Consider the following 12400-nt stretch of genomic DNA (forward strand, 5'->3'; position numbering starts at 1 on the left):
TTCCGGACCTGCGGTCGCCGTGCGTGTGCGCGGGCCGTCGCTCGGGTGGGCAGGAGGCGGCCGGCCATCAGACCCCCTCCTTCGCGCCCAAGTAGAGCCGGGCCACCCGCGGGTCGGCGAGCAGCGCCCGGCCGGTGCCGTTCAGCTGGACGCGGCCGGATTCGAGGACGGCGGCGCGGTCGGCGACGGCCAGGCCGGAGCGGGCGTTCTGTTCGACGAGGAGGATCGAGCGGCCGGCGTCGGCCAGGGCGCGTACGGTGGCGAAGACGGCCTGGCGGGCACGGGGTTCGAGGCCGATGGACGGCTCGTCGAGCAGCATGAGCGCCGGGTCGAGCATCAGGGCGCGGGCGAGTTCGACCTGTTTCTGCTCGCCGCCGGACAGCGATCCGGCGGCCTCGTGGCGGCGGGCGGCGACGATCGGGAACTGCTCGGCGACGGTGTCCGCCCGCTCACGCACGGCCGCCCGCCCGGCCCGACCGCGGTCGAGGATGTGGCCGCCCATCAGCAGGTTGTCCCAGACGCTCATCGCCGGGAAGAGGCTGCGCTCCTGCGGTACGTGGGCGATGCCGCGCAGCAGTCGTTCGCGCGGCGACAGGTGGTCGACCGGCTCGCCGCGCAGCCGGACCTGACCGCCGCCCGGCCGCAGCAGCCCGCTGACCGTGCGCAGGACCGTCGACTTCCCGGCGCCGTTGGGCCCGATGAGACAGACGACCTCGCCCTCGGCCACGGTGAGGTCGACGCCGTGCAGCACGTCGCCCAGCCCGTATCCCGCGGTGACATGGTCGAGGACGAGCAGGTCCGGCACGCCGTTCACCCCCCGAGGTAGGCGTCGAGGACGCGCGGCCGGGACCGTACGTCGTCCGGCGGGCCCTCGGCGATCACCGTGCCGCCGTCCAGCACGATGACGGGGTCGCACAGCCGCATGACGAGGCCCATGTCGTGCTCGACGAGAAGGAACGTGGTGCCGGACGTGTTCCGGGCGCGCACATGCCGTTCGATCGTGGCGACCATCGCCGGACTGACCCCGGCCGTCGGCTCGTCGAGCAGTACCAGCGCGGGCTCGCTCATCAGCAGGGCCGCGAACTCCAGCAACTTCCGCTGTCCGTACGACAGTTCGGCGGCGGGCGTGTCCCGGTGCCCGCTCAGTCCGAACTCCGCGAGCAGCGCGTCGCCGCGTGCCGCGTCCCGGGCGCTCAGCCGCCGCCCGGCCAGCGCCCGCCAGTCGTGCCCGGCTGCGGCGGACATGTTCTCCAGTACGGTCAACTCCCCGAAGACCCGGGGCTGCTGGAAGGTGCGGGACAGTCCGCGCCGGTACAGCCGCCCGGGGTCGGGCCGGGTCACCGGCCGGCCGTCGAAGACCAACTGGCCGGAGTCGGCGGGCAGATGGCCGGTGACGAGGTTGAACACGGTGGTCTTCCCCGACCCGTTGGGGCCGATCAGCCCGGTGATCGTGGAGCGCCGGACGGCGAAAGAGCAGCCGTCCACCGCGGTCACCCCGCCGAACCGCTTGGTCAGGGCGCGGACTTCGAGCAGCGGCGGCCCGCTCATGCCCGCGCCTCGGCCCGTCGTATCCGGTCCCGCAGGGTGGGCAGTGCGCCGCGCGGCATGACGAGCATGACGACCACGAAGAGCGCCGCGTACGCCAGCAGGTACAGCTGGCTGGCCCCGAACCGGTAGGCGAGGTACTGCTGCGCGGGTGCCACCACGAACGCGCCGAGCACCGGGCCCCACAGGGTGCCCCGCCCGCCGAGGAAGACCATCAGCACCATGCCGATGGACAGCAGCGGGTCGATCGCGAACTGCGGGTAGATGAAGGACAGGTAGTACGCCCACACGCCCCCGGCCATCGCAGTCACCACCACCGACAGCGCGAACGCCGTCAGCTTCGCCGCCCCGACCGGCACCCCGACGCTCCGCGCCTTGTCCTCGTCGCCGCGCACCGCGGTCAGCGCCAGCCCGAGCCTGCTGTGTAGCACGCCGTAGGACATGGCCAGAGCGAGCAGGAGCAGCGCCAGCATGGCGTAGTAGAAGGGGCGTTCGAAGGTCGCCGGGGTGAAGGGTGCGACCGGCATGGCCACGCCCTGGGCGCCGCCGGTCAGCCCGCGCAGATTGAAGGCGAGGGTCTGCACGACGAAGAGGAAGGTGATGGTGACGATCGCGAAGACATCCGTGCGGGTACGCATCGCGATCCACGCCACCGGCACCGCGACGGCAGCCACCGCCAGCCCGATCGGCGGCAGTGTCCAAAACGGTCCGTAGCCCGAGCCCGCCGTGCGGTGCGTCCACCAGATCGCCTCCGCGTAGGCGCCCATGCCGAAGAAGGCGGCGTGCCCGAGCGAGGGATACCCGGCGTAGCCGCCGACCAGGTTCCAGGCGCTGGCCAGCGCCGCGTACATCAGGGTGAACAGCCCGACGGTGACCAGCCAGGGCGCCGACACGGCCAGCGGGAACACGACCAGAGCCGCGAGCCCCGCCAGCCCCGCCAGCCCGGGCCCGTAACGCCGATAACGTCCGAGCCGCCGCCTCACAGCGCACCCCGCAGCCTGGCACCGAACAGCCCCTGGGGACGCAGCAGGAGCACCGCCAGCAGCACCACGAAGAAGCTGAAGTCCGACCACACTGGCGACGCCAGCGCCCCGACCAGCGACGAAGCGACGCCCATGACCAGCGCGGCGACCACCGTGCCGCCCAGGCTGCCGAGCCCGCCTAGGATCACCACCGACAACAGCCGTGAGATCAGGTCGTAGTGGCTGTTGGGGTTGAACGAGTACACCATCCCGTACACCGCCCCGGCCGCCGCCGCGGTGGCAGCCCCCAGCCCGAAGCCCAGCGCTGCCACCCGGGCCGTCTCCACGCCCAGCAGCCGGGCCGCGACCGGGTTCTGCACGGTCGCCCGCACCGACCGCCCGAAACGGGTCCGGGACAGCAGCATCCACAGCCCGCCCAGCGTGATCAGCGACAGGGCGAAGGCCGCCAGCCGCACCTCGCCGACCTGGTATCCGGCGATCCGCCACGACCGGTCGACGTATGCGGGCCGGGTGGTGCGGTAGTCGGTGTGGTAGACCACCGTCAGCGCCCCTTCGATGCCCAGCGCGACGGCGAAGGTGACCAGCAGCGACAGCAGCGCCGCGTCGTCCTGGTGCAGCGGGCGCAGCAGCAGCCACTGCACCGCCGCGCCGAGCGCGAACATCAGCGGCGCGATGATCAGCACCGACAGGAAGGGGTCCACGCCCCACGCGGTGAACAGGCTGTGGCTGAGGAAGGCTGCCAGGATCACCAGCGCGCCCTGCGCGAGGTTGACCACCTTCATCACCCCGAAGATCAGCGTCTGCCCGCTGGCCATCAACGCGTACACGCCCCCGGTGAGGACCCCGAGGATGACCGCCTGAACCGCCTCGTGCATGGCTCAGCCACCCCACGGCAGAGCGGCGATCACCGGCGCGTGCTGCGCCCGGCCGGCCGGGTAGACCGGCAGCATCTTCCCGCTGATCCACTGCACCAACACGTACGAGGAGTTGGCGGCCCCGTCCGCATTCCAGCTCAGATTTCCCTCCAGGGTCTGCCAACTGCCCGTGTGCAGCGCGGAGATGAGGGTCGCGTTGTCCACCTTGCCGGTCTTGGCAGCGACTTCCTCAAGCAGTTGCCCGCAGGAGTACGCCTCGGCGGACGTGCTGTCGATCGTGCCGGCGGTGCCGCCGTACTTCCTGGTGTACGCGCTGAGGAAGCCGGCGTTGCCATAGGTGTTGGAGCTCGGGAACCAGTCGCCGGAGGAGAAGATCCCGTCGACGTTCGAAGCGCCGACGTTGCCCGGGAAGTTGTGCGGGTCGTTCGCCCCGTTGGACAGATAGAGCAGCTTCGGCGCCCACTTGAGCTGCACCATGGCCTTGACCATGCGGTAGGCGTCGTCCGCCTGGGTGCCGCCGACGACCAGGTCGGGCTTCTTCGCGGCCATCGCGGACACGACGGGGGTCAGGTCGGTGATCTCGGCGGGGTAGATCTGCTGGTAGACCGTCTTGATCCCGGCGGCTTCGAGCCGGGTGCGTACCTCGTCGGCGATCGGCGAGGCGAAGGGGTCGTCGAGCGCCGGATACGCGGCGGTCTTCGGACGCCGGGCCGCCGGGAGAGAGAGGATGTAGTCGGCGAACACGTCACCCTGTTTGACGACGGGCGCCGGCTGCACGAAGAAGAGGTTGTGCAGATGCTGGGCGAAGACCTTCGGTCCACCGCCCGCCGGCTCGAGGAACGCGTAGCCGTAGCGCTTGGCCACCTGGGAGGCGGGGATCGTGAGCAGGCTGGAGAACGGGCCGAAGGTCAGGTCGACATGGTCCTTGGTGATCAGGTTCTGGTAGTTGCCGACCACCTGGGTGGGGCTGGAGGTGTCGTCGACGATGCTGAGCTGCACCTTGCGGCCGAGGATCCCGCCCTTGGCGTTCACAGTGTCGGCCCACAGCCGGTATCCCCGCTCGGCGCTCTTGCCCGGGTCGGAGAAGTCGCCGGTCAGCGACAGGGATATACCGATCTTCAGAGGCGCGTGCGACGACGCCGAGGAGCTGGGCTTCGCCGAGGAACTGCAGGCGACCAGCACGGCGGTGGCGGCGACGGCCGCGAACAGCGCGCGGGACGAAGAGGCGTGACGGTACGGATGACGCATGATCGGACACCCTTCGTGGAAGGGACTTTCTCACCCATGCGATCGATTGCGGGGGAGTCTGCTGCCGCCGGGCCGAGGTGTCAACGGCCGCAGGAGCAAAGCGACCGCAATGGATTGCGGCTCCGCCCGGCACGCCCTAGCCTCGCCGCATGACCAGCGGCCGACCGCCCACGCTCGACGACGTGGCCCGTGCGGCCGGCGTGCACAAGGCGACCGCGTCCCGGGCGCTCAACCCGGCCACCCGGCACCAGGTCAGCGCCCGGACCGCGCACCGCGTCTCGCTGGAGGCCACCCGGCTCGGCTATGTGCCCAACACCCTGGCCCGGGGCCTGCGTACCAGCCGGACCGCCGCCGTCGGCGTGCTCATCCCCGACCTGACCAACCCGCTGTTCCCGCCGATCGTGCGCGGCATCCAGGACCGCCTTGAACAACAGGGCTACACGGCCCTGTTGGTCAACACCGACGCCGACGAGGCCCGCGAGCGCGCCGAGTTCGACGCCCTGCGCAGCCGCCGGGTCGAGGGATTCATCGTCGCGACCGCCCGCCGCCACCACCCCCTGCTCGAACTGGCCGTACGGGAGCGGATCACCTTCGTCACCGTCAACCGCTTCACCGAACTGCCCGACGTGCCCGCCGTACTGGGCGACGACGCGGACGGCATCGCGCAGGCGGTGGCCCACCTGCGCGGCCTCGGCCACACCCGGCTCGCCCACCTGGCCGGGCCCCAGACCCTGTCCACCGGCCATGTCCGGATGCGGGCTTTCCGCGCCGCCGCCCCTGGTGCCGCCGTCGTGGAGTGCGCGAGTTACACGGAGGCCGCCGGGTACGACGCCGCCCGGCTGCTTTTCGAACGGCACCCGCACACCACCGCGGTCCTCGCGGGCAACGACCTCATCGCCCTCGGTACCCTGCGCGCGATCGAGGGCCTGGGCCGCTGCTGCCCGGCGGACGTGTCCGTCGTCGGCTTCAACGACATGCCGTTCGCGGACCGCTTCCGGCCGCCGCTGACCACGGTCCACGTCCCGCACCACCTTATGGGCGTGCAGGCCGCCCAGCTCCTCCTGGACCACCTGCGCGCCGCCGCGCCACCCTGGAGCATCCTGCTGCCCGCCCGGCTGGTCGTCCGCGGTTCGACCGCCCGCCGCCGGCCCGGTCCCACGTGATGCGCGCGTCGGGCCCAAAATACCTGGAGCTTGATCTCTGAGACCGGGCGGACGTTCCCGGAGTCCACTGTCTGTTGGATGCCGAGTGCGTCGGGATCGGCGGCTGTGCCTGGCGGGGCAGGGCCACGCTCGCGCAGTTTCAGGACTTCGTGAGGGGCGGGACCTTAGATTCAACCGGTCAAGGCAACGCTCTCTGCTGGTGTCCGGAAACCCAGGCACTTGCGCGGACGGTTGTTGAGCTTCGTCGCGATGGCGTTGAGGTCGTCCTGGCTGAAGGTCGACAGGTTTGTCTCCTTGGGCAGGTACTGGCGGAGCAACTTGTTGGTGTTCTCGTTGGTGCCACGTTGCCAGGGGCTGCGTGGCGCCGCGAAGAACACGTTGATACCGGTGTCGGCGCTGAGGCGCTTATGAGCTGCCAGTTCCATGCCGCGATCCCAGGTCAGCATGCCGCGTAGGCGGGAATCCATGCGTGTGTAGGTCTCGGCCAGAGCGGGAACGACCACGGCGGTGTGGCGGCTGGCGAGCTTCACGACCTGGAGAAACCGCGTCTTCCGGTCGACGAGTGTCGCGACCTGGCTGTTGTTCGAGCCGATCACCAGATCGCCTTCCAGGTGCCCGGACTCGCTGCGGTCCTCCGCGGCCTGGGGCCGCTCCTCGATCGGCCGGGCATCCCGGATCTGGGAACGCCACTGTCCCTTCACCGTGTGACGCTTGTTCTTCCGGATCGGACGGCCGGTCCGCAGACGTTTGCAGAGCTCACGAGGCACCACTTTCCATCGGGTGATGTAGACCGACCGGTAGATCGTCTCGTGGCTGATCCGCATTCCCGGGTCGTCACCGTGACGCAGACGCAGATGCCCGACGATCTGCTCCGGTGACCATTCCTCCCTCAGCAGGTCCAGCACCGTCTGCCTCAACGCGGGCCGGCGAGCGAGCAGGCACTCTTTCGGACGCCGACCGCGGTCAAGTGCACGCTCCTGCGCGGCGATTGCCCGGTAGACGTCGCGTCCGCCGTTGTTGTTGACTTCACGGCTGACCGTTGACACGGCACGCCCCAGCAGACCGGCGATCGCCCGGTAGGAATCGCCGGCACACAGCCTTCGGGAGATCTCCTCCCGCTCCACCAGGGTCAAACTTCCGACGCGCGTCGTGCGAGGCAGCGGAGCGATTCCTCCGTGGTGCTTGAGGACGGTGAACACCGAGCCGGGCGGCTTGCCGATTCCCCTCGAGATGACGCTGATCGACTCCCCGGACCTCCACCGCCGCCACAGGTCGGCCTTCATCTCGTCCGACACCCCCGGCCGTCCCAGTCTCGCCACTTCTACTGCCCTCAACCTGCACTGTTGCTCTGACCGGTTGAATCTAAGGTTCCGGGTTTCTACCGTTGCTTGGCCAGCATCCGCGCCGCTTGCGAGAAGCAGATCAACGCAAAGCCGAAGCCGACAGCCAAGGCGGCAACGCCTCTGCCCGCGTGCTCTCCCAGCAGAAACCAGGAACCCCCTGCCAAGAGGAGGACGGCTCCCGTTGCCAGCAATCCGATTGTGATTCTGCGGTCGCTCATCACGGCCTCGCACCTCGTCCATCGTCGTGCCCAACAGGTGGCCAGAAAAGTGAAGAGTACTCCTGACCTGCAATGATTGGACTTGTCGAGGGTCCTGTCAGCTGCAAGGAAAGAAGCACTCTCCGGCGAACAAGCGTATCGGGTCATACCCGCATGTCCGCGTCCAGGGCGGTGGGGGTGCCGTGGTCTCGCAGGCCGGTGGGGTGCTACTGGTGGAGACCGCTCGCAAGTCCGGGCTGGACACGGCGATATCGGCAGCGTTGATGCCGTGGCGCAAGCCGCGTGCGGTGCACGATCCGGGCAAGGTCCTGCTGGACGTCGCCCTGGCGGTGGCACTCGGCGGGGACTGCCTGTCGGACGTGGCCGTGCTGCGGGCCGAGCCGCTGGTGTTTGGGCCGGTAGCCTCCGATCCCACCGTCTCCAGGCTGGTCGAGACCCTGGCCACGGCTGGCCCTCGCGCGCTGGCGGCGATTCGCCGGGCAAGGGCCGAAGTCCGCCAGCGAGTGTGGAAGTTGGCTGGTGCCGATGCCCCCGGCATGGGCGGTCAGGTCATCGTGGACATAGACGGGGTACTGGTGCTGGCGCACTCCGAGAAGCAGGACGCCACCGCGACCTGGAAGCGGACCTTCCGGCACCATCCGCTGGTCGCGTTCGTCGATCACGGCGCGGCCGGGTCCGGGGAACCGGTGGCCGGACTGCTGCGGCCGGGCAACGCGGGCAGCAACACCGCCGCCGACCACATCACCACCACCGGCATGGCCCTCGCCCAGTTGCCGAAGCACCATCGGCGCGGACGACGCACGCTGATCCGGACCGACTCCGCCGGCGGCACCCACGAATTCTTGAACTGGCTCACGGCGCGGGGCCGGTGGCTGTCCTACTCGGTCGGGATGACGATCACAGAGGCCGTCCACGACGCCGTGCTGCAGGTCCCGGCTTCGGCCTGGACCCCGGCTCGAGCCCGACGGCCAGGTCCGAGACGGTGCCTGGGTGGCCGAACTGGCTGGCGACGTTCTGAAGGGCTGGCCGGCGGGTGTGCGGCTGATCGTGCGCAAGGAACGGCCTCATCCCGGCGCTCAGTTGAGGTTCACCGACACCGACGGCATACGCCTGACCGGCTTCGCCACCAACACCCCGGACGCCGCGATCGCGCATCTGGAAGTGCGGCACCGCCAACGGGCCCGAGCCGAGGACCGCATTCGCGCCGCTCGCGGCACCGGCCTGCGCAACCTTCCCCTGCACCGCGCCGCCCAGAACCAGGTCTGGCTGGAGATCGTCCAGATCGCCCTGGATCTGCTGGCCTGGATGCCGATGCTCGCCCTGACCGGCCGAGCCCGCCGCCGGGAACCCAAACGCCTACGACTTCGACTGTTCTCCGCCGCCGCACGCCTGGTCACCACTGGCCGCCGACGCATCCTACGTCTGCCCCAGCCCTGGCCCTGGACGGACACGATCGCTAGCACCTTCACCCGGCTGCAAGCCCTACCCAACCCCGGCTGACCCACCAAAACAACCCACCCCGACGAGCAGCCGAACGCCTCCGGAACCGTGGAACCGGCGCCCACCCGACACGACAATCGGGCCCTCAGCCTGCCCGCCCTCGCCCCGGCAAGCCGTAACGGCCCATCGGATGAACCGACAGACCGTCACGAAAAATCGAGGTTAGGTCGTTCGCGTACAACTCCCCTTCCTTCGCGCTCCATTGGGAGGCGCCGACTGGCGGGGAGTGTTATGCGGGCTGTGCGGTATTCCATCGCCGATCATGGATTGCAGGGTGGGCATGCAGGCAAGGCTGTAAATGTGTCGCGTGCTGCTGAGGGTGTCGGGATACTCGCTCGGTGACCCAGACTCCACTGCCTCAACCGCTTCGACCTCGTGCCCTGAGGCCGGGAGATCTCGTTGCGATCGCGTCGCTGTCCGGTCCGCTCCATACCGTTTACGAGCCCGACCTGAAGCAGGCGGTGGTCGTGCTTGAGCGGATGGGATTCCGCGTGCGTCGGGCACCGCTCCTCGAAGCAGGGCGGCACCATTGGTGGAGCGCGGCTACGCCGGCCGAGATCGCCGGGGAATTCAATGCTCTTCTGCGTGACCCTGAGGTGCGCGCCGTCATTGCGCATGACGGCGGCCAGACGGCACTCGGCTACCTCGACCTGATCGACTTCGAGGCAGTCACCGCTGACCCCAAGCCGATTCTCGGCTACAGCGACATTTCGCTGCTGCATCTGGTGCTGCATGCACGCACGGGTCTGGTCGGGTTCCATGCCGACGTGGCCACCCCGGGGCTCGGCGGGCACTGGCAGGCGGCGTCCGCAGCACGCCAAGCGGTGCTGGAGAAGCTCTACTTGAGGCTGCTGACCGGTACGGAGCCGATCGGTGCGCTGCCGACCACCGCGTCGTGGGAATGCTGGCGTGCAGGTCGCGCCGAAGGCCGACTGATCGGCGGGCTGCTCAACCGCATCGTGCTGGCACAGGCGACTTCGTACGCGCTGCCGCTCGAACAGTTCGACGGCGCCGTGCTGTTCTGGGAGGAGGCGGGCGGCCACGCATCGCATGTGTGGAGCTATCTGCAGGTACTGCGGCACGCCGGCATCCTCGACCGCATCGTCGGCATGGTCGTGGGCATCCCGACCGCGATCGACGGACTCGACTCGCCCGACACGTCCCCGACCCTGCAAGAGGTGGTCCTCGACGTCCTCGGCGACCGTGACATCCCGGTCCTGGGAAACGTCGAGTTCGGACACGCCGGCCCGAATCTGCCGATGCCGGTCGGCATTCGCGTCGGACTCGATGCGTATCAGCGGACCTTGTCGCTGCTTGAGCCGGCGGTACGCCCGCTTCGTGGCGCCGGGGTGTGAGGGACGGTGGTGCTGCGGTCGGCGGCTCGGGCGGGGCGGCTGGGGATTCCGTAGTCGGTGAGGCGGCGGGCCAGTGTGCTGCCGGTGATGTGACGGCCTGGCTGGGCTGCGGGGAAGAGCCAGCGGTTGGGGTAGTTCGTTGCCCAGTCCGGTGGCCGTGGCTGGTCGGCGAACTCGCTCAGGAGCCGGGTCAGGGGGGCGGGCAGGCGGATGGGGACGTGGTCCAGAAGGAGGACTGTTTCCTGGTTCCGGACGGCCATGGCGTCGGTGGGCAGCGCGGCGATCCGGGTGACTTCTTGCCCGAAGAGGAAGAGGAAGAGGATGGCGCCGGCGCAGCGGATGTCGAGCGGGAGAGCGGTGTCGGGCAGACACTGGTGGAGGATCTCCCAGTGGGAGACTTCGTCCAGGCAGGCGGGATCCGGTCGGGGCCGCACGGGGACGACCAGGTCCTGGCCGTGGCCGCGGCGTGCTGCTCAGACGAGGAAGTCGCGGACCTCGTAACGGGTGCTGCGGCCCGCCGCCAGCCACTGGTCGACTTCGTGCTGGGTGACCTCCGCCAGGTCCAGGCCGGCCGCCTGCATGGTGCCCAGGAAGTGGGCGGCCACGTTGATTCTCGTCTGGGCCCAGCGCAGCCGGTTGGCGAAGGCATAGGCGCGGTGGCTGCGGCGGCGGGCTCGGGGCAGGAGCGACCAGCGAACGTAGGTCCGCAGCAGCAGGGCGTGCTCGGGGTGACGGGTCAGGACGCGGGCGAGATGGCGTTCGACGCGGGCCGGGAGCTTGTCTCGCTCGGGCAGGGCTTGGTAGGCGAGGAGCATGCCGCGCAGGTAGTCGACGGCTCGGGCGCCGCCCCGGCTTCCGGTGGAGGCAAGGGCGTCCAGGTCTTCGTGCGTCAGTGCCCGCCCGTCGGTGACGACGGGTGGGCAGGAGCTTGGCAGAGCGGGCCGGGGGAGAGGGCGCCACGGCCTGCCGGGTGTAGCACAGGCTCGGCGCGGACCGGGCCTCGGCCACCGATATCGGCGGGGCGTGCGCGGGATTTCTCTACGCCCTGGAGCTGGCCCGTGACGACCTGGCGGCGTCCTGTCCCGGGGCCGGGCGCTGGTCATCGGGGCAGAGGTGTTCTCCAAGTTCCAGAACCCCGGCGACCGCTCCACCGGGGTGCTGTTCGCCGACGGCGCGGGCGCGGTCGTCGTGGGTCCCACACCCGCGGGGGAGGGAATGCTGTGCAGCGCGCACGGATCGGATGGGGGACTGGCTGACATCGGCGGGATCTGCGCCGGAGGCAGTGCCCGTCCGGCCAGTGAGCTCACCGTTGCTGAAGGCGGGCACTACCTGCACATGAACGGGAAAGCCGTCGCGGCCTACTTCCACGGGGTCTTCCCGCAGATCGTGGCGAGGATCACCCGGCTGTCCGGCCTGAACCTGGACCAGATCGACCTGGTCATCCTGCATCAGGCCAACGCGCGCATGCTGCGCACCCTGGGCGCTGAGCTGGGCATCTCCACGTCCCAACTCGTGGTCACCGTCGACACGTTCGGCAACACCGGGGCGGCTTCGATCCCCATAGCCATGCACGCGGCACGGTCCCAGGGAAGGCTCAAGCCGCAGAGCACCGTCCTGCACGCCGCGGTCGGCTCGGGGATGAGCTGGGCGGGTTCCGTGCAGCGCTGGCGGTGACCCCGCACTGCCGGCGAGCCAGGATCCCCAGCGTCCGGCGCCGTGACCAGGGCCGTCCGCCAGCCAGTTCGCCGGCGCACCGTATGCCCCGGCCCACCGCTGAGGCACGGTGGAGACCTCCGGCTCGCCGCTTTCCCCCCGTAGCAACGGGCCGGAGTCGCGCTCAGCGGGCCAGAGTGACGGTGATCGGCCGGTCGGGGCAGTCTGCGAACTGCTGGGCAAGCGCGTCGCGCTCGGTGGCGTCGATGTTCAGGCCCCACCGCGTCTTGTCGGCGACCCAGTCGGTGTCGTACTGGCAGTGGTAGCCCGCGATAGCGGAGGTCTCCCATGGACGCGCCATGCGGCCTGGTCCAGCAGCGTGCTGGCTCCGCGCCTGCAGAGGTCTCCTGCCACGGCGCCATAGGACGTGACTTGTTCTTCCAGGTCGCCCGGCAACTCGCCCGCGCCCGAACCCGTGACTCGTACCGACGTTCTTGCCGCCCTCCCGGCGGCCGCG

12 protein-coding genes and 1 pseudogene are annotated in these 12400 nt (G+C 69.9%); 4 read left to right on the forward strand and 9 right to left on the reverse strand.

What is annotated here, in order from left to right:
- Nucleotides 1-67: 67 nt before the first annotated feature.
- The 5 genes from OO70_RS03275 to OO70_RS03295 are packed head-to-tail and all read right to left on the reverse strand — an operon-like array spanning nucleotide 68 to nucleotide 4651.
- Nucleotides 68-805 carry an ABC transporter ATP-binding protein gene (locus tag OO70_RS03275; RefSeq protein ID WP_199827232.1) on the reverse strand — a complete coding sequence of 246 codons (738 nt, stop codon included), beginning with the start codon at nucleotides 803-805 and terminating at the stop codon, nucleotides 68-70.
- Nucleotides 806-810: 5 nt separating this feature from the next.
- Complete coding sequence (locus tag OO70_RS03280; RefSeq protein WP_043663297.1) at nucleotides 811-1548, reverse strand: ABC transporter ATP-binding protein; 738 nt, start codon at nucleotides 1546-1548, stop codon at nucleotides 811-813.
- The gene (locus OO70_RS03285) at nucleotides 1545-2528 is read right to left on the reverse strand and encodes a branched-chain amino acid ABC transporter permease (RefSeq protein ID WP_063749670.1); all 984 of its coding nucleotides are present in this window, start codon (nucleotides 2526-2528) and stop codon (nucleotides 1545-1547) included. Before OO70_RS03285 ends, OO70_RS03280 begins: the two co-directional genes overlap by 4 nt.
- Complete coding sequence (locus OO70_RS03290; protein ID WP_043663299.1) at nucleotides 2525-3403, reverse strand: branched-chain amino acid ABC transporter permease; 879 nt, start codon at nucleotides 3401-3403, stop codon at nucleotides 2525-2527. Before OO70_RS03290 ends, OO70_RS03285 begins: the two co-directional genes overlap by 4 nt.
- Before the next feature lie 3 nt (nucleotides 3404-3406).
- A complete protein-coding gene (locus tag OO70_RS03295; RefSeq protein WP_051740543.1) occupies nucleotides 3407-4651 on the reverse strand; it encodes an amino acid ABC transporter substrate-binding protein in 1245 nt (414 codons plus the stop codon).
- Nucleotides 4652-4800: 149 nt separating this feature from the next.
- Between OO70_RS03295 and OO70_RS03300 the strand changes: the two genes are divergently transcribed.
- Nucleotides 4801-5814: a LacI family DNA-binding transcriptional regulator gene (locus tag OO70_RS03300; RefSeq protein WP_043663301.1), complete on the forward strand. Its 1014-nt coding sequence runs from the start codon at nucleotides 4801-4803 to the stop codon at nucleotides 5812-5814.
- Between the two features lie 170 nt (nucleotides 5815-5984).
- On the opposite strand, the gene OO70_RS03305 is transcribed toward OO70_RS03300, so the two are convergent.
- Nucleotides 5985-7097 (reverse strand): IS30 family transposase, encoded by a 1113-nt coding sequence (locus OO70_RS03305; RefSeq protein WP_199827233.1) that lies wholly within the window; start codon nucleotides 7095-7097, stop codon nucleotides 5985-5987.
- A gap of 415 nt (nucleotides 7098-7512) precedes the next feature.
- On the opposite strand from OO70_RS03305, the pseudogene OO70_RS03315 reads away from it, so the two are divergent.
- Together OO70_RS03315 and OO70_RS03320 are read left to right on the forward strand one after the other, a co-directional pair.
- A pseudogene (locus OO70_RS03315) lies at nucleotides 7513-8875 on the forward strand (IS1380 family transposase).
- A 338-nt stretch (nucleotides 8876-9213) separates the two neighbouring features.
- On the forward strand, nucleotides 9214-10230 hold the full coding sequence (locus tag OO70_RS03320) for a S66 peptidase family protein (protein WP_043663309.1): 1017 nt from the start codon (nucleotides 9214-9216) through the stop codon (nucleotides 10228-10230).
- Here OO70_RS03320 and OO70_RS03325 read toward each other — a convergent pair.
- Both OO70_RS03325 and OO70_RS03330 read right to left on the reverse strand, forming a co-directional pair.
- Nucleotides 10170-10664 carry a hypothetical protein gene (locus OO70_RS03325; protein ID WP_043663311.1) on the reverse strand — a complete coding sequence of 165 codons (495 nt, stop codon included), beginning with the start codon at nucleotides 10662-10664 and terminating at the stop codon, nucleotides 10170-10172. The two genes, OO70_RS03320 and OO70_RS03325, sit on opposite strands and share 61 nt — an antisense overlap.
- A gap of 39 nt (nucleotides 10665-10703) precedes the next feature.
- Nucleotides 10704-11045 carry a hypothetical protein gene (locus OO70_RS03330; RefSeq protein WP_043663314.1) on the reverse strand — a complete coding sequence of 114 codons (342 nt, stop codon included), beginning with the start codon at nucleotides 11043-11045 and terminating at the stop codon, nucleotides 10704-10706.
- 286 nt (nucleotides 11046-11331) lie between these two features.
- On the opposite strand from OO70_RS03330, the gene OO70_RS03335 reads away from it, so the two are divergent.
- Nucleotides 11332-11904 carry a 3-oxoacyl-ACP synthase III family protein gene (locus OO70_RS03335; protein ID WP_267881205.1) on the forward strand — a complete coding sequence of 191 codons (573 nt, stop codon included), beginning with the start codon at nucleotides 11332-11334 and terminating at the stop codon, nucleotides 11902-11904.
- A gap of 163 nt (nucleotides 11905-12067) precedes the next feature.
- Here the strand turns inward: OO70_RS03335 and OO70_RS55265 are convergent, their stop codons facing one another.
- Complete coding sequence (locus OO70_RS55265; protein WP_199827234.1) at nucleotides 12068-12244, reverse strand: hypothetical protein; 177 nt, start codon at nucleotides 12242-12244, stop codon at nucleotides 12068-12070.
- Nucleotides 12245-12400: the final 156 nt, after the last annotated feature.

It is taken from the genome of Streptomyces xylophagus (assembly GCF_000716435.1).
Lineage (GTDB): Bacteria > Actinomycetota > Actinomycetes > Streptomycetales > Streptomycetaceae > Streptomyces > Streptomyces xylophagus.

What these genes read in the sequence shown, in the direction of transcription:
- OO70_RS03280 (WP_043663297.1), bottom strand. Translation starts at nt 1,548, where the DNA reads ATGAGCGGGCCGCCGCTGCTCGAAGTCCGCGCCCTGACCAAGCGGTTC.
- OO70_RS03330 (WP_043663314.1), bottom strand. Translation starts at nt 11,045, where the DNA reads ATGCTCCTCGCCTACCAAGCCCTGCCCGAGCGAGACAAGCTCCCGGCC.
- OO70_RS03300 (WP_043663301.1), top strand. Translation starts at nt 4,801, where the DNA reads ATGACCAGCGGCCGACCGCCCACGCTCGACGACGTGGCCCGTGCGGCC.
- OO70_RS03290 (WP_043663299.1), bottom strand. Translation starts at nt 3,403, where the DNA reads ATGCACGAGGCGGTTCAGGCGGTCATCCTCGGGGTCCTCACCGGGGGC.
- OO70_RS55265 (WP_199827234.1), bottom strand. Translation starts at nt 12,244, where the DNA reads ATGGCGCGTCCATGGGAGACCTCCGCTATCGCGGGCTACCACTGCCAG.
- OO70_RS03305 (WP_199827233.1), bottom strand. Translation starts at nt 7,097, where the DNA reads ATGAAGGCCGACCTGTGGCGGCGGTGGAGGTCCGGGGAGTCGATCAGC.
- OO70_RS03295 (WP_051740543.1), bottom strand. Translation starts at nt 4,651, where the DNA reads ATGCGTCATCCGTACCGTCACGCCTCTTCGTCCCGCGCGCTGTTCGCG.